Genomic DNA, 24,231 nt, shown 5'->3' with positions numbered 1-24,231 from the left:
TATCGAAAATATGTTCGATAGAGGTCGCCGTGAGAGGGTTGGCACATGCCGGTCATCATCGACCCGCGCCGCCACGACGCGGTGCTGTTCGACCTGGAAACCGACCTCGGCTCAACGCTGGCCGCGCGGCTGCGCGACGTCGGGGTGGGCACCGCCGTCGTCCCCGCGGACGGCCCGGCGCGGGCGGCCGCGGACCTGAAGGTGCGCCCGGGCCGCGCCGTCGTGGTCGCCGGGGCGGCGGCCGGCGTCGAGGCCGCCCGCGCCGCGGGATTCGCGTCGGTGATCGGCGTCGGGCCGGCCAAGAGCGCCGGCGCGCTGCGTGACGCCGGGGCCGACGCCGTGGTCAGCGACCTCGGCGAGGTCGGCGTGCGCACCGGGGATCTTCGGATGTCGCAACTGCCGGATGCGATGCGGGCCCTCACCGACGCCGCCGATGGCCTGGCCGGCCGGCGGCCGGCCGTATTCTTCGACTTCGACGGCACGCTCTCGGACATCGTCGACGACCCCGACGCCGCGCGGCCCGTCGCCGGGGCCACCGAGGCGCTGGCGAAGCTGGCCGACGGCTGTCCGGTCGCGGTGCTGTCGGGCCGCGATCTCGCCGATGTGACGAATCGCGTTGGCGTGCCTGGCATTTGGTACGCGGGCAGTCACGGTTTCGAGCTGACCGCGCCCGACGGGACACACCATCAGAACGACGCCGCGGCCGCGGCCATCCCGGTGCTCGAGCAGGCGGCGGCCCGGCTGCGCGACCAGCTCGGCGGAATCCCCGGAGTGGTGGTGGAGCACAAGCGATTCGGCGTCGCCGTGCACTACCGCAACGCCGAACGCGACCGCGTGGGCGAGGTGCTGGCCGCGGTGCGCGCGGCGGGGCGCCGCGACGCGCTCCGGGTGACCACCGGCCGCGAGGTCATCGAGCTGCGCCCGGATCTGGACTGGGACAAGGGAAAAACGCTGCGCTGGGTGATCGATCACCTACACCGGGCCGGGTCGGGATCGCTCACGCCGGTCTACCTCGGCGACGACATCACCGACGAGGACGCGTTCGACGCGGTGCACGACGACGGGGTCCCGATCCTGGTGCGGCACAGCGACGATGGCGACCGCGCCACCGCGGCGCTGTTCGCGCTGGACAGCCCCGCGCGGGCCGCGGCGTTCACCGACCGGCTGGCCGATCAGCTCGAAGCCTAGTCAGGCGTATTCCACCGCGCCGTCGTCGAGCACCACGCGAACGCCGGAACCCTCGGCGCCGGACGCCTCGGTGCGGAACACCGCCTTGCCCTCCCCGGTGCGCCAGATCAGCGTGGTCAGCGTCTCGCCGGGGAACACCGGCGAGGTGAATCGCGAGGCGATCGAGGTGATGTTGGCCGCGACGCCCCCACCGAGCTCGGCCACCAGCGCGCGACCCGACACCCCGTAGGTGCACAGCCCGTGCAGGATCGGCTTGGGGAACCCGGCGAGCTCGCGGGCGAACCACGGGTCGCTGTGCAGCGGGTTGCGGTCGCCGGACAGCCGGTAGATCAGCGCCTGGTCCTCGCGGGTGGGCAGCGCGATCCGCGCGTCGGGCTCGCGGTCCGGGAACTCCGGCGCGACCGGCCGCTGACCCGGCATCCCGCCGAACCCGCCCTCGCCGCGGATGACCAGGGTGGTGAGCGTCTCGGCGATCAGCTGTCCCGATTGCGGGTCGGTGCCCCGGCCGCGCAGCACGAGGATCGCGTTCTTGCCCTCGCCCTTGTCCTGGATGTCGGCGACCTCGGAGACCACCGAGAGCTTCCCCGCGGGCGGCAGCGGGGCGTGCAGCCGGATGCTCTGCGATCCGTGTAAGAGCATGGCCCAGTTGAACTTTCCGACCAGGCCCGCCGCGCCGAAGGCCGGGCAGCAGATCACCGCGTAGGTGGGCAGCACCTGCTGGTCGATGTCGTGGCTGTTCTCGGTGGTGAACGCCAGGTCGTCGATGCCGGCGCCGACACCGAGCGCGTAGAGCAGCGTGTCCCGGTCGGTCCATTCGAAGGTCATGGGTTCGGTCACCGCGCCGACGGCACTCGGGTCAATCGCCATGGGGTCTCCTATTCCAGAAATCGAGAGCTTTTCTGCACGTAACCATCGCAAACCCTTCCCACCGAAGGCGTCGGCAGGGCAGGCTATCTCCCATGTCCAAGCGCAGCTTGTTCCGGAAGGCCTCGGTTGCGGTCGCCGCCCTCACCGCAACGGTAATCGTCGCCGGCTGCGGCGGCTCGCCGCAGGCGCGGTCGATCACGGTGACGTTCGTCCGGCACGCCCAGTCGGAGGCCAACGCCGCCGGCACCATCGACACCGACGTGCCGGGCCCGGGTCTGACCCCGGAGGGCAAGGGGCAGGCCGAACAGATCGCGCACCAACTCGGCCGCAAGGACTACGACAGCGTCTACGCCTCCACGATGACCCGGACGCAGCAAACCGCCGCGCCGCTGGCCGCCGAGCTCGGCAAGCAGGTCGAGATTTTGCCCGGCATCCAGGAGATCAACGCCGGCTGGTACAACGGCAAACCCGAGTCGATGGCGAAGTCGACCTACCTGGTGGCCCCGGTGAACTGGATCAAGGGCGATGTGTCCTACAGCATCCCCGGCTCGATCAGCGGCAAAGAGTTCAACGACCAGTTCACCGCGGCCGTCAACAAGGTCTACTACAGCGGCCACCGCAACCCGGTGGTGTTCTCGCACGCCAACGCGATCATGGTGTGGACGCTGATGAACACCCGCAACGGCAAGGAAAGCCTGATGAACACCCACCCGTTGCCCAACACTGGCCGCGTGGTGATCACCGGCAACCCGATGACCGGCTGGACGCTGGTCGACTGGGACGGGATCCGCGACTTCCACAGCTAGCCCGCGGCCAGCCCTCGCGGATCGGCAGTTGACGTGGGCGGCTGCCGACGCCACCATGTCTTCATGCGGTATGTCGTTACCGGCGGTACCGGGTTTATTGGTCGCCGCGTCGTGTCTCGTCTTCTGGAATCCCGGCCCGACGCGCAGGTGTGGGTCCTGGTGCGACGGCGGTCGCTGGGCCGCTTCGAACGCCTCGCGGCGCGGTGGGGCGATCGGGTCAAACCGCTGGTCGCCGAGCTGCCGGAGCTGGACCTGAGCGACGAGGTCCTCGCCGAGCTGGGCGAGATCGACCACGTGGTGCACTGCGCGGCGATCTACGACATCACCGCCGGCGAGCCCGAGCAGCGCGCCGCGAACGTCGAGGGCACCCGCGCGGTGATCGGGCTGGCGCGGCGCCTGGGCGCGACGATGCACCATGTCTCGTCGATCGCCGTGGCGGGCGACTTCCGCGGCGAATACACCGAGGACGACTTCGACGTCGGCCAGCAACTGCCGACGCCCTATCACCAGACCAAGTTCGAAGCCGAACTGCTGGTGCGCTCGACGCCCGGCCTGCGCCATCGCATCTACCGCCCGGCGGTGGTCGTGGGCGATTCGCGCACCGGCGAGATGGACAAGGTGGACGGGCCGTACTACTTCTTCGGCGTGCTGGCCAAGTTGGCCGTCCTGCCGTCGCTGACGCCCATCCTGCTGCCCGACACCGGCCGCACCAACATCGTCCCTGTCGACTACGTCGTCGACGCGCTGGTCGCGCTCCTGCACGCCGACGGTCGTGACGGGCAGACGTTCCACCTCACCGCCGAGAAGACGATCGGCCTGCGCGGCATCTACCGCGGCGTGGCCAAGGCGGCCGGGCTGCCGCCGCTGCGCGGGTCGCTGCCCCGCTCGGTGGCCGCCCCCGTCCTCAACGTGCGCGGCCGGGCCAGGGTGCTGCGCAATATGGCGGCCACCCAGCTGGGCATCCCCGCCGAGGTGTTCGACCTCGTCGACCTGCCGCCCACCTTCGTCAGCGAGAAGACCCGAAACGCCTTGCGGGACTACGGGATACGGGTTCCCGAGTTCTCCTCCTACGCACCGAAGCTGTGGCGGTACTGGGCGGAACACCTCGATCCGGACCGCGCGCGCCGCGACGATCCGCGAGGACCGTTGCACGGCCGGCACGTCATCATCACCGGCGCGTCCAGCGGCATCGGCCGGGCGTCGGCGATCGCGATCGCCGAGCGCGGCGCCACGGTGTTCGCCCTGGCCCGCAACGGCGCCGCGCTGGATGAGCTGGTCGCCGAGATCCGCGCCAATGGCGGTGCCGCCCATGCCTTTACCTGTGACGTCACCGATTCCGCGTCGGTGGAGCACACCGTCAAAGACATCCTGGGGCGCTTCGACCACGTCGATTACCTGGTGAACAACGCCGGCCGCTCGATCCGCCGCTCGGTGGTCAACTCCACCGACCGGCTACACGACTACGAACGGGTGATGGCGGTCAACTACTTCGGCGCGGTGCGAATGGTGCTGGCGCTGCTGCCGCATTGGCGCGAGCGGCGATTCGGCCACGTCGTCAACGTGTCGAGCGCCGGCGTGCAGGCACGCAACCCCAAATACAGCTCCTACCTGCCGACCAAGGCCGCGCTGGACGCGTTCTCCGACGTGGTCGGATCCGAGGTGCTGTCCGACCACATCACCTTCACCAACATCCACATGCCGCTGGTGCGCACCCCCATGATCGTGCCGTCGCACCGGCTCAACCCGGTCCGGGCGATCAGCCCCGAACGCGCGGCCGCGATGGTGGTGCGCGGGCTGGTCGACAAGCCCGCGCGCATCGACACCCCGCTGGGCACGCTTGCCGAGGCCGGAAATTACTTCGTCCCCAGGACTTCTCGGCGAATCCTGCACCAGCTCTATCTCGGCTATCCCGACTCGGCCGCGGCGCGCGGGCTGGCACCCGCCGCCCAAGCGCCGCCGCCGGCCGTGCGCCGCAAGCCCAACCGGCCCGTCCGCGCCGTCACCGGCGGCCTGCGCACGCCGCGGGGCGTCAAGCGGCTGGTGCGCCGGGTGCCCGGCGTGCACTGGTGATCATTTCTCCAACGTGAACTGGTTGACGTCGACATAGCCCACCCGAAAGGCGTCGGCGCAGCCGGTCAGATATTTCATGTACCGCTCGTAGACTTCCTCGGACTGCACCGCGATGGCTTCCTCCTTGTGGGCTTGCAGCGCGGCGGCCCAGATGTCGAGGGTCTTCGCGTAGTGCGGCTGCAGCGACTGGATGCGGCTCACGGTGAAGCCGTTCGCGGTGGCGCGCTCCTGCACCATCGGTATCGACGGTAACCGCCCACCCGGAAAGATCTCGGTGACAATGAATTTGATGAATCGGGCGAACGTGAACGAGATGGGCATGCCGCGCTCCACCATCTCGGTCGGGTGCAGACCGGTGATGGTGTGCAGCAGCATGACCCCGTCGTCGGGCAGCAGGTCATGCGCCATGGTGAAGAACGCGTCGTAGCGCTCGTGCCCGAAGTGCTCGAAGGCGCCGATGCTGACGATCCGGTCGACCGGCTCGTCGAACTCCTCCCAGCCCTGCAGCAGGATCCGCGCGGAACGGGGGCTCTTCGACTGCGCGATCAGCCGCTCGACGTGCTCGGCTTGGTTGCGGCTCAGGGTGAGGCCGACAACGTTGACGTCGTATTTCTCCACGGCGCGCATCATGGTGGCGCCCCAGCCGCAGCCGACGTCGAGCAACGTCATGCCCGGTTGCAGCCCGAGTTTGCCCAGGGCGAGGTCGATCTTGGCGATCTGCGCTTCCTCCAGCGTCATGTCCTCGCGCTCGAAGTAGGCGCAGCTGTACGTCTGGGTCGGGTCGAGGAATAGCCGGAAGAAGTCGTCCGACAAGTCGTAGTGGGCCTGCACGTCGTCGAAGTGCGGCGTTAATTCAGTGCCCTCCGGGGGCTCCGACGTTGTGGGCATCAGCTCAGCCTAATAGCCGAGATGGCTATGTTGTAGACAATGAACGGTTGTAGACAATGAACGCTCCCGTTTTCGTCGACGTCGACACCGGCGTGGATGACGCGCTGGCGCTGATCTACCTGTTCGCCAGCCCGGACGCCGAGGTGGTCGGCATCGCCTCGACCGGTGGAAACGTCGGGGTGGAGCAGGTCTGCGAAAACAATCTCGGCCTGCTGCGGCTGTGCGAGGTCACCGGCATACCGGTTTCGAGAGGCTCCGATCAAACCCTGACCGGACCGATGTGTTTGCCGTCAAAAGTCCACGGCCCCAGGGGATTAGGCTACGCCGAGCTGCCACCGGGTGGGGACGAGCTCACCGACTACGACTCCGCGGACGCGTGGGTGCGGGCGGCGAAGGCCCACCCCGGGGAGCTCATCGGCGTGGCGACCGGCCCGTTGACCAATCTGGCGCTGGCGCTGCGCGCCGAACCCACCCTGCCGTCGCTGCTGCGCCGGCTGGTGATCATGGGGGGTTCCTACGACCACCGGGGCAACACCACCACGGTCGCGGAATGGAACATCAGCGTGGACCCGGAGGCCGCGGCCGAGGTGCTGGCGGCCTGGGGCCAGGAAACCGTTGGCCACCAACGGCTTCCGATCCTGTGCGGGCTGGATTTGACCCGTAAGGTCGCGATGACACCGGAGCACCTGGCCCGGCTGGCGGCCGCCGCCGGGTCGACGACCACGCCGCTGAGCGAACACGACGAACGCGCAACCCGGTCCACGGCGTCCAACCCCCTGATCAGGGTGATCGAGGACGCGACCCGGTTCTACCTGGAGGCCTACCACGACCTCGGCCACGGGTATCAAGCACACATGCACGATCCGTTGGCCGCCGCCGTCGCGCTGGATCCGGGGCTCGTCAACACCCGGCCGGCGACGGTGGACATCGAGCTGACCGGGACCCTGACCCGCGCCATGACGGTGACCGACTGGTCGGGTCGACGAGAACCCAACGCGCTCATCGGGATTGACGTGGACGCAGCGGGGTTCTTCGATCGGTTCATCGAGCGGGTGGGCCCCTTCGCGCGCCGGTTAGCCGATACCCCATGAAGTTTCGTGCCATCGAGCTGATCCGGGCGGGGTGGGGCGGCGTGCTGCTGGCCGCCCCCGCCGAGGTGCTGAGCCACATCCACGGGGTACGGGTCGATCGCAAGGCGATCGTCGTCACCCGGATCCTGGGCGCTCGCCATCTGGTCCAGGCGGCGTTGTCGGGGGTCGACCCCGGCCCGGAGGAGCTGGCGGCCGGGGTCTGGGTCGACACGGTGCACTCGGCGACCGCGCTCGGCCTGGCCCTCGTCGACCGGCGCCGGGCCCGCGGCGGGGTGACCGACGCCGTGGTCGCGGCGTCGTGGGCGTTCCTGGGGTGGCGCCATTTGCGCACCGGTCAGGCCAGGACCGGCGCTCTCCGCGGCCGCGACCGGCTGGCCCGCGCCGTTCTGCGGGCGTTGCCCGGCGGCCGCGCCCTGGTGGCGCAGGCGCAGGCGGTACGCGCCGATTAACGCCACGCCCTTGACGTCAGGGACAATGGGAGTTTGTGTTGGCATGATTTGGTGGGATGTGTGGGGCTCGGCGTCAATTCGTTAGCAGCTCTCATCAAATGAAAGGTTTCGGAAGTCATGGCGGAGCTGGTTACGGGGAAAACGCTGCCGAACGTGGTCGTCACGGGCATTGCCATGACGACCGCACTGGCGACTGACGCCGAGTCCACGTGGAAGCTGTTGCTGGACAGGCAAAGTGGCATCCGCAAACTCGAGGACTCGTTCGTCGAGGAGTTTGACCTGCCGGTGCGCATCGGCGGTCATCTACTCGAGGATTTCGACGGCGGACTCACCCGCGCCGAACGCCACCGGATGGGCTACCTGCAGATGATGTCGACCGTCCTGGGCCGGCGGGTCTGGGAGAACGCCGGCTCGCCCGAGGTCGACAGCAACCGGCTGATGGTGTCCGTCGGCACGGGCCTGGGCTCGGCGGAGCAAATCGTGTTCAGCTACGACGACCTGCGCGCCCGCGGGATGAAGGGTGTCTCCCCGCTGGCGGTGTCCAAGTACATGCCCAACGGGGCAGCCGCTGCGGTGGGCCTGGAGCGGCACGCCAAGGCCGGGGTCATCACCCCGGTGTCGGCGTGCGCATCGGGTTCGGAGGGCGTCGCCCAGGCGTGGCGCAACATCGTCTTCGGGGAGGCCGACATCGCGATCTGCGGTGGCGTGGAGGTCAGGATCGAGGCGGTCGCGATTGCGGCGTTCGCCCAGATGCGGATCGTGATGTCGACCAAGAACGACGACCCCGTCGGCGCGTGCCGCCCGTTCGACCGCGACCGGACCGGCTTCGTGTTCGGCGAGGCCGGCGCCCTGATGGTGATCGAGACCGAGGAGCACGCCAAGGCCCGCGGGGCCAACATCTTGGCCCGCATCATGGGCGCGAGCATCACCTCCGACGGCTACCACATGGTGGCCCCCGACCCCAACGGCGAACGCGCCGGGCACGCCATGACCCGCGCCATCCAGCTCGCCGGGCTCTCCCCCAGCGACATCCACCACGTCAACGCCCACGCCACCGGCACCTCGGTCGGCGACGTCGCCGAGGGCAGGGCCATCAACAACGCCCTGGGCCCCCACGGCGGCAACGCCGCCGTCTACGCCCCCAAGGCCGCCCTGGGCCACTCCGTGGGCGCCGTGGGCGCCGTCGAATCGATCCTGACCGTGCTCGCGCTGCGCGACCAGGTCGTCCCCCCGACGCTGAACCTGGAAAACCTCGACCCCGAGATCGACCTGGACGTGGTGGCCGGCAAACCCCGCCCCGGCAACTACGAGTACGCGATCAACAACTCGTTCGGCTTCGGCGGACACAACGTGGCGACCGTCTTCGGACGCTACTGACGCGCGCATAGCGAAGCGCATCGAAACCGCTTAGTGCCGAACGCGTTTTCGCCGCACCGCGACCCCGTCGGACCGCATCCTCGAACACGGTTTGGTGCACGGGGTGCGGGGTACTGGACCGACTATGGCCTTCGCCGACTATCAAAAAGAGCTGTACGACCAGTCGCTGCACGGAAATCAGCCGCAGTACCCGATCAGGTTCGAGGACCTGGAGGAAAAGGCGGCGGCGGCGATGGCACCGAAGGTGCTGCAGTACGTCGCGGGCGGCGCCGGTGACGAGCACACCCAGCGCGCTAACTGCGCGGCCTTCAAACGGTGGGGGCTGTACCCGCGGATGGGGATCGCCCCCGAGGAGCGCGACATGTCCGTCGAGCTGTTCGGCATGAGGTTTCCGTCACCGATCTTCATGGCGCCCATCGGCGTCATCGGGGTGTGCGACCCGGAGGGCCACGGGGACATGCTCTGCGCCCGGGCCTCCGTCCGCACCGGCGTCCCGTTCTTCGTGGGCACGCTCACCTCCGACCCGATGGAGGATATCGCCGCCGAACTGGGCGATAGCCCGGCGTTCTTCCAGCTGTACACGCCGCCGGACCGCAAGATGGCCGCCAGCCTGGTGCACCGCGCCGAGGCGGCCGGCTTCAAGGCCATCGCGGTCACCCTGGACACCTGGGTCACCGGCTGGCGGCCCCGCGACCTCAGCGGGGGGAACTACCCCCAGGTGCCCAGCGGGTGCCTCGCCAACTACACCAGCGATCCCGTTTTTCGCTCCCGCTTGAGCCGGGGCGAAGACGCCACCGAGGCGGCGGTGCGCAAGCTGCCCATTTTCGGCGGCCCGTTCCGGTGGGACGACCTGGAGTGGCTGCGGGCGGAGACCGACCTGCCGCTGATGGTCAAGGGCGTCTGCCACCCCGACGACGTCCGCCGCGCCAAAGACATTGGCGTGGACGGCATTTACTGCTCCAACCACGGCGGCCGGCAGGCCAACGGCGGGTTGCCCTGCCTGGATTGCCTGCCCGACGTGCTCGAGGCGGCCGACGGGCTGCCTGTGCTGTTCGACTCGGGCGTGCGCAGCGGGGCCGACATCATCAAGGCCCTCGCGCTGGGGGCGACCGCCGTCGGGATCGGCCGCCCCTACGCCTACGGGCTGGCCCTCGGGGGCGTCGAGGGCGTCGTGCACGTGCTGCGCTCGCTGCTGGCCGAAGCGGACCTGATCATGGCCGTCGACGGATATCCCTCGCTCAAGGACCTGACGCCGGAGGCGCTGCGGCCCATCTACTCGTAGCTGCCCTCGAGGTACCAGCGCCGCTGGCGATAGCACAACAGCAACGCACGCTCGCTTTCCAGCAGGATCTGGGCGCGGGCGGTGCGGCCGGACCCTTGACCGGCCCCCTGACCGCCCACGGGCCGGTCGTCCCACCACCGCTCGTCGACCGGCCAGGGGCCGGCCCACCAGCACAGCCGCTCGTCTCGGCCCTGGCTGATCATGCGGGCGGGGTCGGCGGAGAACAGCCCGCGGTTGGTCACCCGTATCGGGTTCCCTTGGGTGTCAAGCAATTCCACCGGATCGTCCAGCAACACCGCCGGTGACGGCGCGGGCAGCCGGCCGGGCCACGGCAGATCGGGATCGGCCCGCGGCACCGGCTCGTCGCCCAGCGGGATCAGCGTGATGCGCTCGGCCGGCCCGCGACCCCCAGACAGCACCGGCACTCGCACCGCCTCCGGACCGAGCAACCCCTGCACCCGCACCAGCGCCCGGCGGGCCCGCAGCCTGTCCTCCTCCCCCAGCCCACCCCAGAGCGGCAACTGCAGCGCCTCGGCGGATACCACCTCCACCGCCTGCAGCCGCAACAGCGTCACCGCGGCGGTGGGCCGGGGATCGCGCGCGGTGCGATTGCTCAGCCAGCCGTCGAGCTGCCAGCGCACCCGGTCGGCGGTGGCGTCCTCGGTCAACGGCTCGGCGCACCGCCACACCCGATGGCGTTCTTCGCCGTTGGCGGTGACGGCGTGGATGGCCAGCCGGGTGCATCCCACGCCGGCGGCCATCAGCGCCTGATGCAGCGTTCCGGCCAGCGAGCGCCCGGCGAACGCCGCGGCATCGACCCGGTCGATCGGCGGATCGCAGTCCAGCACGGCCTCGAGCTCGGCCGGCGGCTCCCGCCCGGAGGGCGGCCGTTCGGGCTCGCCGCGGGCCAACCGGTGCGCGGTCACCCCGTCGGCGCCGAACCGGGAGGCCACATCGCTGCGCGACAGCGCGGCGAACTGCCCGATGGTGCGAATCCCCATCCGCCACAACAGGTCCGTCAGCTCTTCCCGGCCCGGACCGGACAGGCTCGGCTCGGTGGCGAGTTGGCGGATGGACAGGACCGACAAAAACCTCGCGTCGCCTCCCGGCTCGACGACGCGGCCCGCCCGCGCCGCGAAGACCGCGGTGGACAACTGGTCGGCGATCCCGACCTGACACTCGGCGCCGGCGGCGGCCACGGCATCGATCAGCCGTTCGGCGGCGACGGCCTCGGACCCGAAATAGCGGGCCGCCCCGCGCACCGGCAACACCAGGAGCCCGGGCCGCAGCACCTCGGCGCGGGGCACCAGGTCGTCCACCGCCGCGATCACCGCTTCAAAGAAGCGGGCGTCGCGGTCCGCGTCGGCGGTGGTGACATGCAGCTGCGGGCACCGGGCCGCCGCCTCCCGGCGTCGCAGCCCCCGGCGCACCCCCACCGCGCGGGCGGCCGACGAACAGGCGACCACCCGGTTGGCCAGCGTGACCGCGACCGGGACGGACGCGGACAGATCCGCGGCCGCCGCCGCCGCGACCGCGGGCCAATCCATGCACCAGATCGCCAAAACCCTTGAACCAGAAGGGGTTACCACCGGAGTTCACCCCGCTCGCGCTTGGGCCGTCACCCGTCGTCCCGCACACATCCCGCTGACCTGCAGCCGCACCCCGCTGATCCGCCCGAATCCGGGGGCGGGCGTTCCCCAGTGCGGGGTGATCTCGTAGCCACAGACCCGGGCCGCCAGCCGCGTCGGCGCGCCCTGCCAATCGCCGCCGGTGACCAGCAGAGTGCAACCCTTGCTGCGGGCCCGCGCCACCACCGCCCGCGCCCGCGTCGGCGGCACCCGGCGCCCGCCCAGCCCGAGGACCACCAGATCCATGCCGTCGACGAGCACCGCGGCCACCTCGACCGGATCGGTTCCGGGATCCGGTATCACCGCGAGCCGGCTCAGATCCGCCCCCATCTCCGCGGCGGCCAGCAGCCCGATGTCCGGCTGGCCGACGATCGCGGCGTTGCCACCGGCCGCCGTGACTGCGGCGACCATGCTCAACAACAGCGACCGGGCACCCGAGAGCACCGCCACCGTTCCCCGCGGCAGCGGCGCCGGCAGCAGGTCCGCCAGCCACTGCGGCAGCGCCAGCTGGGACTCCGAGTCCAGCAGGTCGTCGGGGACGGTCGGCCCGGCCTTTTTCGAGGAGATGCTCGCCATCCGCCGTCGAAGCGATTCGAGCTGCTCAGCGCGGGTTTCTTCGCGGTGACTGGAGGCAAAAGCCGCGGTCATGACCTAGCCTCCTTCACCGGGCGTTCGAAAGTATGTTCGAAGTAAACACCGGCCCTCTGACAACCGTCAAGCAACGTGAGGGGCTGCTTTATGCGCTCGGTGCCGGTGTGGCTGATGGTGTTTTCGGGCGTGATTTTTTCGGCGGCAACGCCCACTCCGTCGACGCTGAACCATGCCAGCCGGCCGGCCGCCGCGGCCCCGGGCACGGGGCCGGCGTCGCCGCACGTCGCGCCTCACAAGTCCCATCGGCCACACCAGACCCTGGCGGAGGGCGCAGTGCGTGTGCCCACCTCCGAGCGACAACACGTTTTCGCTGGTCACGGGCCCGCCCGAGATTGTCGCTCGGAGGTGGGCACAACGCCTGTCCACCCGCGCAGCGACGCGTGTGGCGCCTGTTACCCATGTTGTGCGGCATCACTCGGCGGCCGCATCTCCCGCTCGCGCATCTTGTCCTGGAGAAGGCGGACCTTCCGGCGGAAGCTCAGCGGGCACGCCGAGCGGTGATCACTTCCACCGAAAACAACGCCGAAAAGTCCTGCACCCACGCGAGGGCGACTACTCCCATTCGATGGTGCCCGGCGGCTTGCTGGTGATGTCCAGCACCACGCGGTTGACCTCGGCGACCTCGTTGGTGATGCGGGTCGAGATGCGTTCGAGCACCTCGTAGGGGACCCGGGTCCAGTCGGCGGTCATGGCGTCCTCACTGGTCACCGGCCGCAACACGATCGGGTGCCCGTAGGTGCGGTTGTCGCCCTGCACGCCGACCGAACGCACGTCGCCCAGCAGCACCACGGGGCACTGCCAGATCAGGGTGTCCAGGCCGGCGGCCGTCAGCTCCTCGCGCGCGATCGAGTCCGCCCGCCGCAGCGTTTCCAGCCGCTCCGCGGTGACCTCGCCGACGATCCGGATGCCCAGGCCGGGGCCCGGGAACGGTTGGCGCGCAACGATTTCCTCCGGCAGGCCCAGCTCGCGCCCGACCGCGCGCACCTCGTCCTTGAACAGCAGCCGCAGCGGCTCGACGAGTTTGAACGTCAGGTCGCCGGGCAGGCCGCCGACGTTGTGGTGGCTCTTGATGTTCGCTGTGCCGCTGCCGCCGCCGGACTCCACCACGTCGGGATACAGCGTGCCCTGGACCAGGAACTCGACGCCGGAGCCGTCGGAAGCGTTGTCCCCCACGATGTCTCGCACCGCGCCCTCGAACGCCCGGATGAAATGGCGGCCGATGATCTTGCGCTTGCCTTCGGGATTGGTCACGCCGGCGAGCGCGTCGAGGAAGGTGTCGGCCGCGTCGACGGTCACCAGATTGGCGCCGGTGGCGGCCACGAAATCGCGTTGCACCTGTGCGCGCTCGCCCTCGCGCAGCAGCCCGTGGTCGACGAAGACACAGGTCAGGCGGTCACCGATGGCGCGCTGTACCAGCGCGGCGGCCACCGCGGAATCCACGCCGCCGGACAGCCCGCAAATCGCATGGCCGTCGCCAATCTGGGCGCGCACCTGCTCGACCAGCGCCTCGGCGATGTTGGCGGCCGTCCAGTCCGCGCCGAGCCCGGCGAAGTCGTGCAGGAAGCGGCTGAGCACCTGCTGCCCGTGCGGGCTGTGCATCACCTCCGGGTGGTACTGCACGCCGGCCAGCCGACGGGCCCGGTTCTCGAACCCGGCGACCGCCGCGCCCGCGCTGCTGGCCACCACCTCGAACCCGTCCGGCGCGGCCGTGACCGCGTCGCCGTGGCTCATCCACACCGGCTGGACGCTCGGTAAGCCCGAATGCAGTTCGCCGCCAAGGACTTTCAGTTCGGCGCGGCCGTATTCGCTGGTGCCGGTGTGGGCGACGGTCCCGCCCAGCGCCTGGGCCATGGCCTGGAACCCGTAACAGATGCCGAACACCGGCACCCCGAGGTCGAACAGCGCCGGGTCCAGCTGCGGGGCGCCGTCGGCGTAGACACTGGACGGCCCGCCGGAAAGGACCAGCGCCAGCGGGTCCCTGGCCTTGATGTCCTCGGCCGTGGCGGTGTGCGGGATGACCTCCGAGAAAACCCGCGCCTCGCGGACCCGGCGGGCGATCAGCTGCGCGTACTGCGCCCCGAAGTCCACGACGAGCACCGGTCGAGCGGGCGGTCCGGACGCGCCCGCCGGCTCGGTTGCCTCAGTTTCCCTGGATTCGGCCACGCAGGCGAGTCTAGTGGCCGCCTGCGCCGCCGCCGCCCGAGAGGCCCACGGCGAAAACGCGGTGCGTAACGCGCCGCCGCGGCGAATTCTATGCCTTTGGCATGAGGTCGGCGGTCGAGTATTGATAACGACAATCATTTTCAATTGACTGGTCGAGGATCTGCACACTGCCCAGCCCAGGAGTTGCCGTGATGACGTTGCCCGCCGCAAGCGCGCCGCCGATGGCCGACCGCCGACGAGGCGTCCGGCGATGACCGCGCCGGTGTGGATGGCGTCCCCGCCCGAGGTGCACTCGGCGTTGCTCAGCAGCGGACCGGGGCCGGCGTCGCTGTTCGCCGCGGCGGCGGCGTGGAGCTCAATGAGCGCCGAATACGCCTCGGCCGCAGAAGAACTCGGCGCGCTGTTGACGTCGACGCAGGCCGGGGCATGGCAGGGGCCCAGCGCCGAATCCTACGTCGCCGCGCACGCCCCGTACCTGGCGTGGTTGACACAGGCCAGCGCGCACAGCGCCGCGGCGGCCGCCCAGCACGAGGCGGCGGGCACCGCCTACACCGCCGCGCTGGCGGCGATGCCGACCCTGCCGGAGCTGACCACCAACCACGTCGTCCACGGTGCCCTGGTGGCGACGAATTTCTTTGGGATCAACACCATTCCGATCGCGGTCAACGAGGCCGACTATGCGCGGATGTGGGTCCAGGCCGCCGGCACGATGGCGACCTATGAAGCCGTATCCACGGCGACGGTGGCGGCCGTACCGCCGACCGACCCGGCGCCGCCGATCCTGAAGTCCGAGGCCACCGCGCAACACGACCACGAGGAGGACGACGACCACCACGACCACGAGCACGGGTTCGACAGCCCGCTCAACCAGTTCGTCGCCCAGATCCTGCGGCTGTTCGGCCTCGACTGGGATCCGGTCGAGGGGACCCTCAACGGCCTGCCCTACGAGGCCTACACCAACCCCGGGGACCTGATGTGGTGGGTGGTCCGGGCCCTCGAGCTGTTTTCCGATTTCCAGCAGTTCGGGGCCCTGTTGCAGGAAAACCCGGCGGCGGCCTTCGAGTTCATCACGCAACTCGTGCTGCTCGACTGGCCGACACACCTGGCCCAGCTAGCCAGTTGGCTCCCGACGCAGCCCCAGTTGCTGTTGCTGCCGATGCTCGTCGCCGCGGCCCCCTTCGGGGCGCTGGCCGGCTTTGCCGGCCTGGCCGCCCCGGCCCCCCCGGCCGCGCCCGCCGCGGTGCCGGCCGCCCCGGCCCCAGCCGCACCCCCGAGCCTGCCGGCGGCGCCCGCCATGAGCCCCGTCACCGCGCCAGCCGCGGCCGCCGCGCCGGCACCCGCGCCCGCGCCCGCGCCCTCGGCCGCCACGGTGGCCAGCCCGGCGCCGCCTGCGCCGCCGGCCGCCGGCACCGTCCCGTTCGTGCCCCCGTACGCCCTCGCGCCTCCCGGCATCGGTTTCGGTTCGGGGATGAGCGCGGGCGCCGCCGCCGGCGCGAAAAAGAAGGCGCCCGAACCCGATTCGGCCGCGGCCGTCGCGGCCGCGGCCGCGCGGGAGGCGGCGCGCACCCGCCGGCGCCGGCGGGCGCGGCAGCGCGCCCATGGCGACGAGTTCATGGACATGAACGTCGACGTCGATCCGGACTGGAACGAGCCGGAGACGACGGCGTCGCACGGCGGCGCCGGAAACCTGGGCTTCGCCGGCACGGCGCGCAAGGAACCCGTCGCCGCGGCGGGCCTGACCACCCTGGCGGCCGACGAATTCGGCGACGCACCCCGAATGCCGATGGTGCCGGGCACCTGGCCCCCGGGCGACGGCACGGGGGCGCCCGGCAGCCGGGACTGAGTCCGTCGTCGACGAAATCACCTGCGGCACAGTGCGTTAACGCGTTGACCGGCGACCGGCCGTCCCCGCAGGCATCCGCCCCGCCGCGGCGGCGGACACCGAAACGCTGGCGGCACGCATGGCGGACATGGTGGAGTGGGTATCGGTCAACCAGCCCCCGAGACCAGAAAGCGAGGACCGCCGGTGAGCTCAGAGCTGGGTCTGCCAGAAAAGGTGCGCGCCTGCCTGTTCGACCTCGACGGCGTGCTCACCGACACCGCCAGTGTGCACACCAAGGCGTGGAAGGCGATGTTCGACGCCTACCTGTCCGACCGGGCCCAGCGCACCGGCGACGAATTCGTCCCCTTCGACGCGGCCGCGGACTACCGCAAATACGTGGACGGCAAGAAACGCGAGGACGGGGTCCGGTCGTTTCTGGAAAGCCGCGGCATCGAACTGCCCGACGGCAGCCCCGATGACCCCGATGACGCCGAGACCGTCTACGGCCTGGGCAACCGCAAGAACGACATGTTCCAGAAGGTCCTCAAGCAGGACGGCGTCAAGGTCTTCGACGGTTCGCGGCGCTACCTCGAGGCGGCGTCGGCCGCGGGCCTGGGCATCGCGGTGGTGTCCTCGAGCGCCAACACCCGCGACGTCCTCGAGGTCACCGGGCTGGACCGGTTCGTGCAAAAGCGGGTGGACGGCATCACCCTGCGCCAGGAACACATCGCCGGCAAGCCGGCGCCCGACTCCTACCTGCGCGGGGCGCAACTGCTCGACGTCCCCGCCGAGGCGGCGGCCGTGTTCGAAGACGCCTTGTCGGGGGTGGCCGCCGGCCGGGCCGGTAACTTCGGTTTCGTGATAGGTGTCGACAGGGTGGGCCAAGCCGAGGACTTACGCCGCAACGGCGCGGACGTGGTGGTCAGCGACCTCGCCGAGTTGCTGCAGTCATGATCACCGACGAAGCGTTTCCCGTTGACCCGTGGCACGTTCGCGAAACCCAGCTCGACCTCAACCTGCTGGCCCAGTCGGAATCCCTGTTCACCCTGTCCAACGGGCACATCGGGCTGCGCGGCAACCTCGACGAGGGCGAGCCCTACGGCCTGCCGGGCACCTACCTGAACTCCTTCTACGAGATCCGGCCGCTGCCCTACGCCGAAGCCGGCTACGGCTACCCGGAAGCCGGCCAGACGCTCATCGACGTCACCAACGGCAAGATCATCCGGTTGCTGGTCGAAGACGAGCCCTTCGACGTGCGCTACGGCGAACTGATCTCTCACGAGCGCGATCTCGACCTGCGCGCCGGGACGCTGACGAGAACCGCGCACTGGCGCTCGCCCGCGGGCAAAGAGGTCAAGGTGGTCACCACCCGGCTGGTCTCGCTGCCGCACCGCGGCCTGGCCGCCATCGAGTATGTCGTGGAAGCGGTCGGCGAATTCGTGCGGGTCACGGTGCAGTCCGAACTGGTCACCAACGAGGACCAGCCGCAGACCTCCGGCGACCCGCGCGTGTCGGCCATCCTGGAGAACCCGCTCGAAGAGGTCGCCCACGAAAACACCGATACGGGCGCGGTCCTCATGCACCGCACCCGTAGCAGCGCGCTGATGATGGCCGCCGGAATGGATCACGAGGTCGAGGTTCCCGGCCGCGTCGAGGTCAGCACCGATGCGCGGGCCGATCTGGCGCGAACCACCGTGATCTGCGGGCTGCGCGAGGGACAGAAGTTGCGCATCGTCAAATACCTGGCCTACGGCTGGTCGAGCATGCGCTCGCGTCCGGCGCTGCGCGACCAGGTCGCGGCCGCGCTGCACGGCGGCCGCTACAGCGGATGGCAGGGGCTGCTGGATTCGCAACGGAAGTACCTGGACAACTTCTGGGACTGCGCGGACGTCGAGGTCGAGGGCGACCCCGAATCCCAGCAGGCGGTGCGCTTCGGGCTCTTCCACCTGCTGCAGGCCAGCGCCCGCGCCGAACGCCGCGCCATCGCGGCCAAGGGACTCACCGGAACCGGCTACGACGGGCACGCCTTCTGGGACACCGAGGGTTACGTGCTGCCGGTGCTGACCTACACCGCGCCGCACACCGTGGCCGACGCGCTGAAGTGGCGGGCCTCCACCCTGGATCTGGCCAAGGAGCGGGCGGCCGAACTGGGCCTGGAGGGCGCCGCCTTCCCGTGGCGGACCATCCGCGGGCAGGAGTGCTCGGCGTACTGGCCGGCCGGCACGGCGGCCTGGCACATCAACGCCGACATCGCGATGGCCTTCGAGCGCTACCGCATCGTCACCGGCGACGACGAGCTGGAAGCCGATTGCGGCCTGAAGGTGCTGGTCGAGACCGCCCGGCTGTGGCTCTCGCTCGGCCATCACGACCGGCACGGCGTCTGGCACCTGGACGGTGTCACCGGCCCCGACGAGTACACCGCGGTCGTCCGCGACAACGCCTTCACCAACCTGATGGCCGCGCACAACCTGCACACCGCCGCCGACGCGTGCAACCGCCATCCCGACGCGGCCAAGGCGCTGGGGGTCACCACCGAGGAGGCGGCCGCGTGGCGCGATGCCGCCGACGCCGCCCACATCCCCTACGACGACGGGCTCGGGGTCCATCAGCAGTGCGAGGGGTTCACCACCTACGCCGAATGGGACTTCGAGAAGAACACCACCTACCCGCTGCTGCTGCACGAGGCCTACGTCCGGCTCTATCCCGCGCAGGTGATCAAGCAGGCCGACCTGGTGCTGGCGATGCATTGGCGAAGCCACGCGTTCACCCCCGAACAGAAGGCCCGCAACGTCGACTACTACGAGCCGCGCATGGTGCGCGACTCGTCGCTGTCGGCCTGCACCCAGGCGGTGATGTGCGCCGAGGTCGGGCATCTGGAGCTGGCCCACGACTATGCCTACGAGGCCGCCCTGATCGACCTGCGCGATCTGCACCACAACACCCGCGACGGCCTGCACATGGCCTCGCTCGCCGGCGCCTGGACCGCGCTGGTGGCCGGGTTCGGCGGCCTGCGCGACGACGAGGGCATGCTGTCATTGGATCCCGCTCTGCCGGACGGGATTTCGCGGTTGCGATTCCGGCTGCGGTGGCGCGACTTCCGGGTCACCATCGACGTCAACCACGTCGATGTCACGTACACGCTGCGCGACGGGCCCGGCGGCGAGCTGACCATCCGGCACGCCGGCGAGGACCTCGAGCTGAGCACCGAATCCCCGACGACGGTCGCCGTGCGTCCCCGCAAGCCGCTCCTGCCGCCGCCGCACCAGCCGCTGGGGCGCGCGCCCATGCACCGGCGGGTGCTGTCGCGGCCTCACTGAGTGTCGGCGGGCCCGAGCATCCGCTCCACTTCGGCGCCCACCGCGGCGCGCAATTCGGCGTCGGTCAGCTCTTCGATCCCGGTCGCCGAGCGCAGGACCGGCGCGAACAACCGCCAACCAAATTGCAGGGCAAGGGCATTGGCGACGGCGAGCCTCGCCTTGACCTCGTCGTCGTAGAGCGGCCGCACCCCGTCGAGCAGGGTGGCGATGTTGGGGAAGCGCTTCTGCAGCTGGCCCGCCGGATAGCCGTCGAGCACGGTGCGGGCCATCACCCGCATCTGGCGGTCCAGGGAGCGCTGCACCACCTCGGCGGGGGTGTCGGTCTCCAGCTGGGCGCTCAGGTCGTCCCCCAGGTGGTCGAGCACGGCGCCGACGAGTTGTTCCTTGGTGCCGAAGTGCCGGAACACCAGCCCGTGGTTGACGCCTGCCCGCGCGGCGATGTCGCGGATGGAGGTCGCCGCCGGGCCGCGCTCGGCGAACAGCTCGGTGGCGGCCTCCAGGATCGCCGCGGCCACTTCCGCCCGCCCGGTCGGGGGTTTCCCGCGGCCTCTTGCGGACGTTGTAGTCATCTGACTACACTACCAAACGTAGTCACTTGACTACACCCGTTTTGACTCGAGGAACACGACATGACTGCTCAAATCACCGTCACCAAGCTGGGAAGTCGCATCGGGGCCCGAATCGACGGCGTCAGCCTCGGCGGCCACCTCGACGACGCCGCGGTCGAGACGATCCGCCGGGCGCTGTTGACGCACAAGGTCGTCTTCTTTCGCCACCAGCACCACCTTGACGACGAGCAGCAGCTCGATTTCGCGCGCCTGCTGGGCACCCCCATCGGCCACCCGGCCGCGTCCGCCCTGGCCGCCAAGCACATGCCGGTGATCACGCCGATCGACTCCGAGTACGGCAAGGCGACCCGCTGGCACACCGACGTGACGTTCGCCGCCAACTACCCGGCGGCCTCGATCCTGCGGGCGGTCACCCTGCCCTCCTATGGCGGCTCGACGCTGTGGGCCTCCACCGTGGCGGCCTACCAGCATCTGCCGGAGCCGCTGAAGGCCCTGGTGGAAAACCTCTGGGCGCTGCACACCAACCGCTACGACTACGTGTCCACCGAGGCGGTCATGTCGATGAGCGACGCGCAGCGGGCGTTTCGGCAAGCCTTCGAGAAGCCCGACTTCCGCACCGAGCATCCCGTGGTGCGGGTACACCCGGAGACCGGTGAACGCGCGCTGCTGGCCGGCGATTTCGTGCGCGGCTTCGTGGGCCTGGACAACCACGAGTCGAGCGTGCTGCTCGAGCTACTCCAGCGACGAATCACCATGCCGGAGAACACCATTCGCTGGGCCTGGGCGCCGGGCGACGTCGCCATGTGGGACAACCGCGCGACCCAGCACCGGGCCATCGACGACTACGACGACCAGCCCCGGCTCATGCACCGCATCACCTTGATGGGCGACGTGCCGGTCAACGTGCACGGCGAGCGCAGCCGGGTGGTCAGCGGCACACCGCTCGAGGTGCTGGCGAGCTGATGGTGACGACCCGCAGCGCCCGGCTACGCCGCGCTCGCGATCGTCACGGGAGCTGATGGTGACGACCCGCAGCGCCCGGCTACGCCGCGCTCGCGATCGTCACGGGAGCTAGCTAGCCCACCGAGCTGACCGGATCGACCGGTGACCAGCGCAGCGCGCCCGGGGCGGAGAGGGGCACCCGCGGGTGCGCCGGCGCTATCGGATCCAGCCGGCGATACGGCTCGCCCTGCGCCGGGCGCCGGTCGTTTTCGCCGTTGTTCGGCCACAGCGACGCGGCCCGCTCGGCCTGGGCGGTGATGGACAGCGACGGATTCACGCCCAGGTTCGCCGAGATCGCCGCGCCGTCCACCACATACAGCGTCGGGTAGCCGTAGACCCGGTGATAGGGGTCGATGACCCCGTGGTCGGCGTTGTCGCCGATCACCGCGCCGCCGAGGAAGTGCGCGGTCAGCGGGATGTTGAGCAGCTCGCCCCAGGTGCCGCCCGCCACGCCGTCGATCTTGGCGGCGATGCGGCGGGTGACCTCGTTGCCCACCGGGATCCACGTCGGGTTCGGCTCGCCGTGGCCCTGCTTGCTGGTGTACCAGCGGATGCCGAGCTTGCCGCGTTTGGTGAACGTGGTGATCGAGTTGTCCAGGTGCTGCATCACCAGCGCGATCATGGTGCGCTCACTCCACTGGCGCGGGTTGAGCAGCCGCAGCATTCCGCGCGGATCTTCACGGGCGGTGTCCAGCAACTGCTTCCAGCGTGGCACGTCGGTGCCTTCGGGGCCCGGCCCGTCGGTCATCAACGTCTGCAGCAGCCCCATCGCGTTGGAGCCCTTGCCGTAGCGGACCGGCTCGATGTGGGTGTCGGGCGTCGGGTGGATCGACGACGTGATCGCCACCCCGTGGGTGAGGTCCAGATCCGGAGAGACCTCCAGGCGCCCGGCCCCGACGATGGACTCGGAGTTGGTGCGGGTCAGCACGCCGAGGCGGTTGGAGAGCCGGGGCAGCCGGCCCTCGTCGCGCATCTTGAACAGCAGGTGCTGGGTGCCCCACGTCCCGGCGGCCAGGATCAGGTGCTTGGCGGTGTAGGTGCGCCGGTCGCGGCGCAGCCAACTGCCGGTGCGCACCGTGCGGACCTCCCACAGCCCGTCGGGGCGCTGCTCGAACCGCTTCACGGTCGTCATCGGAATGACTTGCGCCCCACCCGATTCCGCGAGATAGAGGTAGTTCTTCAGCAGGGTGTTCTTGGCGCCGTAGCGGCACCCGGTCATGCAGCAGCCGCACTCCAGGCAGCCGGTGCGCTCGGGTCCGGCGCCGCCGAAGTAGGGGTCCGGCACGGTCTTGCCCGGCGCCTTGGTGCCGTCGGGGCCGAAGAACACCCCGACCGGCGTCGGCACGAACGTGTCGCCGCAGCCCATGTCGTCGGCGACCTCCTTGACGACGCGATCGGCGTCGGTGAAGGTCGGGTTTTCCACCACGCCCAGCATGCGTCGCGCCTGGTCGTAGTGCGGCATCAGCTCGTCGCGCCAGTCGGTGATGTGCGACCACTGCTGGTCTTTGAAGAACGGCTCCGGCGGCACATACAGCGTGTTGGCGTAGTTCAGCGAGCCGCCGCCCACGCCGGCGCCGGCCAGGATCAGCACGTTGCGTAGCGGGTGGATGCGCTGGATGCCGTAGCAACCCAGCTTCGGCGCCCACAGGAACTTGCGCAGATCCCAGGACGTCTCCGCGAAATCCTCGTCGGCGAACCGGCGTCCGGCCTCGAGGACGCCGACGCGGTAGCCCTTTTCCGTCAGCCGCAATGCGCTGACGCTGCCCCCAAAACCCGAACCGATGATCAGTACGTCGTAATCCGGCTTCATCGCACCAGTATGGCCTTACTCGCGGGTAACAAACCAGCGGCCTCCGCCGATGCGCGGGCGCCCGGCTGGCCGCGCGGTCGGCGTCCCGCGCCCGCCTGGCCGGGCACCCGCCGATGACGAGTCAGCTACCGACGGTCAGCCCGACCTTCTGAAATTCCTTGAGGTCGCAGTAGCCCGCCTTGGCCATCGACCGGCGCAGCCCGCCGACCAGGTTGAGGCTGCCGAACGGGTCGTCGGACGGCCCGCCCAGCACCTGCCGCAGCGGCGGCCGTTCACCGACGGCGATCTGCAGCAGCGCCCCGCGCGGCAACGACGGGTGCGCGGCCGCGGCCGGCCAGAACCACCCCTCGCCGAGCGCCTCGGCGGACTCGGCGAGCGGGGTGCCCAGCACCACCGCGTCGGCGCCGCAGGCGATGGCCTTCGCCAGCTCGCCCGAGGTGTGGATGTCGCCGTCGGCCAGGACGTGCACGTACCGGCCGCCGGTCTCGTCGAGATATTCGCGGCGCGCGGCGGCCGCGTCGGCGATCGCGGTGGCCATCGGCACGCTGATGCCCAGCACCTCGTCGCTGGTGGTCACGCCCCGGGTGGCGCCGTAGCCGACGATGACGCCGGCGGCGCCGGTGCGCATCAGGTGCAGCGCGGTGCGGTGGTCCTGCACGCCCCCGGCGACCACCGGCACGTCGAGCTCGGAGATGAACGTCTTCAGGTTCAGCGGCTCGCCGTCGCTGGCCACTCTTTCGGCGGAGACGATGGTGCCCTGGATGACCAGCAGGTCGATGCCGGCCTGCAGCAACACCGGGGTGAGCGCCTGGGCGTTTTGCGGGCTGACCCGCACCGCGGTGGTGACGCCGGCCTCCCGGATGCGGGCGACGGCCGAGCCCAGCAGGTCCGGGTTCAGCGGGGCGGCATGGAATTCCTGCAGCAGCCGGATCGCCGCCGAGGGTTCGGGCTCCTTGCTGGCGGCCTCGACCAGCTGGGCGATCTTGGCCTCGACATCGGCGTGCCGGCCGATCAGCCCCTCGCCGTTGAGCACGCCCAGCCCGCCGAGGCGGCCCAGCTCGATCGCGAACTCCGGCGACACGAGCGCATCGGTCGGATGCGCCAGCACCGGGATCTCGAACCGGTAGGCGTCGAGCTGCCAGGCGGTCGACACGTCCTGCGACGACCGGGTGCGCCGGGACGCCACGATGCTGACTTCGCTCAGTTCATAGCTGCGACGGGCGGTGCGGCCCATCCCGATCTCGACCATCT

The 24,231-nt window shown here is 70.3% G+C and carries 19 protein-coding genes; 11 read left to right on the top strand and 8 right to left on the bottom strand.

The annotated features are described in order from the left end of the window. Window positions 1–45 precede the first annotated feature (45 nt). The gene (otsB, locus tag QGN31_RS04570) at window positions 46–1,188 is read left to right on the top strand and encodes a trehalose-phosphatase (RefSeq protein WP_014385741.1); all 1,143 of its coding nucleotides are present in this window, start codon (window positions 46–48) and stop codon (window positions 1,186–1,188) included. Here otsB and QGN31_RS04565 read toward each other — a convergent pair whose 3' ends face one another. Beyond that, window positions 1,189–2,055, bottom strand: coding sequence for a MaoC family dehydratase (locus tag QGN31_RS04565; RefSeq protein WP_014381037.1), 867 nt, complete (start codon window positions 2,053–2,055; stop codon window positions 1,189–1,191). It abuts the gene before it with no gap. A 92-nt stretch (window positions 2,056–2,147) separates the two neighbouring features. On the opposite strand from QGN31_RS04565, the gene QGN31_RS04560 reads away from it, so the two are divergent. Both QGN31_RS04560 and QGN31_RS04555 read left to right on the top strand, forming a co-directional pair. Further along, window positions 2,148–2,861 (top strand): histidine phosphatase family protein, encoded by a 714-nt coding sequence (locus QGN31_RS04560; RefSeq protein WP_014942851.1) that lies wholly within the window; start codon window positions 2,148–2,150, stop codon window positions 2,859–2,861. 63 nt (window positions 2,862–2,924) lie between these two features. Then, window positions 2,925–4,931 (top strand): SDR family oxidoreductase, encoded by a 2,007-nt coding sequence (locus QGN31_RS04555; protein ID WP_038537445.1) that lies wholly within the window; start codon window positions 2,925–2,927, stop codon window positions 4,929–4,931. Here QGN31_RS04555 and cmaA1 read toward each other — a convergent pair whose 3' ends face one another. Further along, a complete protein-coding gene (cmaA1, locus tag QGN31_RS04550; protein WP_014942852.1) occupies window positions 4,932–5,819 on the bottom strand; it encodes a cyclopropane mycolic acid synthase CmaA1 in 888 nt (295 codons plus the stop codon). A 56-nt stretch (window positions 5,820–5,875) separates the two neighbouring features. Between cmaA1 and QGN31_RS04545 the strand changes: the two genes are divergently transcribed. From QGN31_RS04545 to QGN31_RS04530, 4 genes are all read left to right on the top strand, one after another. Continuing rightward, the gene (locus QGN31_RS04545; RefSeq protein WP_014942853.1) at window positions 5,876–6,910 is read left to right on the top strand and encodes a nucleoside hydrolase; all 1,035 of its coding nucleotides are present in this window, start codon (window positions 5,876–5,878) and stop codon (window positions 6,908–6,910) included. Then, a complete protein-coding gene (locus QGN31_RS04540; protein WP_009957770.1) occupies window positions 6,907–7,359 on the top strand; it encodes a hypothetical protein in 453 nt (150 codons plus the stop codon). The genes QGN31_RS04545 and QGN31_RS04540 overlap by 4 nt, the downstream gene beginning before the upstream one ends. 117 nt (window positions 7,360–7,476) lie before the next feature. Further along, a complete protein-coding gene (gene kasB, locus QGN31_RS04535; protein WP_014942854.1) occupies window positions 7,477–8,736 on the top strand; it encodes a 3-oxoacyl-ACP synthase KasB in 1,260 nt (419 codons plus the stop codon). Window positions 8,737–8,860: 124 nt separating this feature from the next. Next, window positions 8,861–10,018 carry an alpha-hydroxy-acid oxidizing protein gene (locus QGN31_RS04530; RefSeq protein WP_009957341.1) on the top strand — a complete coding sequence of 386 codons (1,158 nt, stop codon included), beginning with the start codon at window positions 8,861–8,863 and terminating at the stop codon, window positions 10,016–10,018. Here QGN31_RS04530 and QGN31_RS04525 read toward each other — a convergent pair. From QGN31_RS04525 to guaA, 3 genes are all read right to left on the bottom strand, one after another. Further along, window positions 10,009–11,565 carry a DNA polymerase Y family protein gene (locus tag QGN31_RS04525; protein ID WP_014383238.1) on the bottom strand — a complete coding sequence of 519 codons (1,557 nt, stop codon included), beginning with the start codon at window positions 11,563–11,565 and terminating at the stop codon, window positions 10,009–10,011. The two genes, QGN31_RS04530 and QGN31_RS04525, sit on opposite strands and share 10 nt — an antisense overlap. A 48-nt stretch (window positions 11,566–11,613) precedes the next feature. After that, complete coding sequence (locus QGN31_RS04520; protein ID WP_026071206.1) at window positions 11,614–12,294, bottom strand: hypothetical protein; 681 nt, start codon at window positions 12,292–12,294, stop codon at window positions 11,614–11,616. A 555-nt stretch (window positions 12,295–12,849) separates the two neighbouring features. Beyond that, a complete protein-coding gene (gene guaA, locus QGN31_RS04515) occupies window positions 12,850–14,460 on the bottom strand; it encodes a glutamine-hydrolyzing GMP synthase (protein WP_193375519.1) in 1,611 nt (536 codons plus the stop codon). 250 nt (window positions 14,461–14,710) lie between these two features. On the opposite strand from guaA, the gene QGN31_RS04510 reads away from it, so the two are divergent. The 3 genes from QGN31_RS04510 (at window position 14,711) to QGN31_RS04500 (ending at window position 19,599) form a co-directional block, all read left to right on the top strand. Further along, complete coding sequence (locus QGN31_RS04510) at window positions 14,711–16,303, top strand: PPE family protein (RefSeq protein WP_014942857.1); 1,593 nt, start codon at window positions 14,711–14,713, stop codon at window positions 16,301–16,303. Between the two features lie 135 nt (window positions 16,304–16,438). Next, complete coding sequence (locus tag QGN31_RS04505; RefSeq protein WP_371286284.1) at window positions 16,439–17,236, top strand: beta-phosphoglucomutase family hydrolase; 798 nt, start codon at window positions 16,439–16,441, stop codon at window positions 17,234–17,236. Beyond that, on the top strand, window positions 17,233–19,599 hold the full coding sequence (locus QGN31_RS04500; protein ID WP_014942858.1) for a glycoside hydrolase family 65 protein: 2,367 nt from the start codon (window positions 17,233–17,235) through the stop codon (window positions 19,597–19,599). Before QGN31_RS04505 ends, QGN31_RS04500 begins: the two co-directional genes overlap by 4 nt. On the opposite strand, the gene QGN31_RS04495 is transcribed toward QGN31_RS04500, so the two are convergent. Beyond that, the gene (locus QGN31_RS04495; protein WP_009954986.1) at window positions 19,593–20,168 is read right to left on the bottom strand and encodes a TetR/AcrR family transcriptional regulator; all 576 of its coding nucleotides are present in this window, start codon (window positions 20,166–20,168) and stop codon (window positions 19,593–19,595) included. The genes QGN31_RS04500 and QGN31_RS04495 overlap by 7 nt on opposite strands. A gap of 60 nt (window positions 20,169–20,228) precedes the next feature. Here QGN31_RS04495 and QGN31_RS04490 point away from each other — a divergent pair, with 60 nt between their 5' ends. Further along, window positions 20,229–21,131, top strand: a complete 903-nt coding sequence (locus QGN31_RS04490; protein ID WP_014942859.1) for a TauD/TfdA dioxygenase family protein — start codon at window positions 20,229–20,231, stop codon at window positions 21,129–21,131. A gap of 112 nt (window positions 21,132–21,243) precedes the next feature. On the opposite strand, the gene QGN31_RS04485 is transcribed toward QGN31_RS04490, so the two are convergent. Continuing rightward, window positions 21,244–22,980: a GMC oxidoreductase gene (locus QGN31_RS04485; protein ID WP_009954983.1), complete on the bottom strand. Its 1,737-nt coding sequence runs from the start codon at window positions 22,978–22,980 to the stop codon at window positions 21,244–21,246. Window positions 22,981–23,101: 121 nt separating this feature from the next. Then, complete coding sequence (locus QGN31_RS04480; protein ID WP_008260152.1) at window positions 23,102–24,229, bottom strand: GuaB3 family IMP dehydrogenase-related protein; 1,128 nt, start codon at window positions 24,227–24,229, stop codon at window positions 23,102–23,104. Window positions 24,230–24,231: the final 2 nt, after the last annotated feature.

It is taken from the genome of Mycobacterium sp. 2-64 (assembly GCF_035918375.1).
Classification (GTDB): Bacteria; Actinomycetota; Actinomycetes; order Mycobacteriales; family Mycobacteriaceae; genus Mycobacterium; species Mycobacterium intracellulare.
This window is presented reverse-complemented; position numbering and strand designations above follow the sequence as displayed.

Excerpts from the sequence above, each read along its gene's own strand:
- cmaA1 (WP_014942852.1), bottom strand. The coding sequence starts at position 5,819 with ATGCCCACAACGTCGGAGCCCCCGGAGGGCACTGAATTAACGCCGCAC.
- QGN31_RS04500 (WP_014942858.1), top strand. The coding sequence starts at position 17,233 with ATGATCACCGACGAAGCGTTTCCCGTTGACCCGTGGCACGTTCGCGAA.
- QGN31_RS04520 (WP_026071206.1), bottom strand. The coding sequence starts at position 12,294 with ATGACCGCGGCTTTTGCCTCCAGTCACCGCGAAGAAACCCGCGCTGAG.
- QGN31_RS04495 (WP_009954986.1), bottom strand. The coding sequence starts at position 20,168 with ATGACTACAACGTCCGCAAGAGGCCGCGGGAAACCCCCGACCGGGCGG.
- QGN31_RS04485 (WP_009954983.1), bottom strand. The coding sequence starts at position 22,980 with ATGAAGCCGGATTACGACGTACTGATCATCGGTTCGGGTTTTGGGGGC.
- QGN31_RS04540 (WP_009957770.1), top strand. The coding sequence starts at position 6,907 with ATGAAGTTTCGTGCCATCGAGCTGATCCGGGCGGGGTGGGGCGGCGTG.
- QGN31_RS04545 (WP_014942853.1), top strand. The coding sequence starts at position 5,876 with ATGAACGCTCCCGTTTTCGTCGACGTCGACACCGGCGTGGATGACGCG.
- QGN31_RS04560 (WP_014942851.1), top strand. The coding sequence starts at position 2,148 with ATGTCCAAGCGCAGCTTGTTCCGGAAGGCCTCGGTTGCGGTCGCCGCC.
- otsB (WP_014385741.1), top strand. The coding sequence starts at position 46 with ATGCCGGTCATCATCGACCCGCGCCGCCACGACGCGGTGCTGTTCGAC.
- QGN31_RS04480 (WP_008260152.1), bottom strand. The coding sequence starts at position 24,229 with ATGGTCGAGATCGGGATGGGCCGCACCGCCCGTCGCAGCTATGAACTG.
- QGN31_RS04530 (WP_009957341.1), top strand. The coding sequence starts at position 8,861 with ATGGCCTTCGCCGACTATCAAAAAGAGCTGTACGACCAGTCGCTGCAC.
- QGN31_RS04525 (WP_014383238.1), bottom strand. The coding sequence starts at position 11,565 with ATGGATTGGCCCGCGGTCGCGGCGGCGGCGGCCGCGGATCTGTCCGCG.
- kasB (WP_014942854.1), top strand. The coding sequence starts at position 7,477 with ATGGCGGAGCTGGTTACGGGGAAAACGCTGCCGAACGTGGTCGTCACG.
- QGN31_RS04565 (WP_014381037.1), bottom strand. The coding sequence starts at position 2,055 with ATGGCGATTGACCCGAGTGCCGTCGGCGCGGTGACCGAACCCATGACC.
- QGN31_RS04555 (WP_038537445.1), top strand. The coding sequence starts at position 2,925 with ATGCGGTATGTCGTTACCGGCGGTACCGGGTTTATTGGTCGCCGCGTC.
- QGN31_RS04510 (WP_014942857.1), top strand. The coding sequence starts at position 14,711 with ATGACCGCGCCGGTGTGGATGGCGTCCCCGCCCGAGGTGCACTCGGCG.
- QGN31_RS04490 (WP_014942859.1), top strand. The coding sequence starts at position 20,229 with ATGACTGCTCAAATCACCGTCACCAAGCTGGGAAGTCGCATCGGGGCC.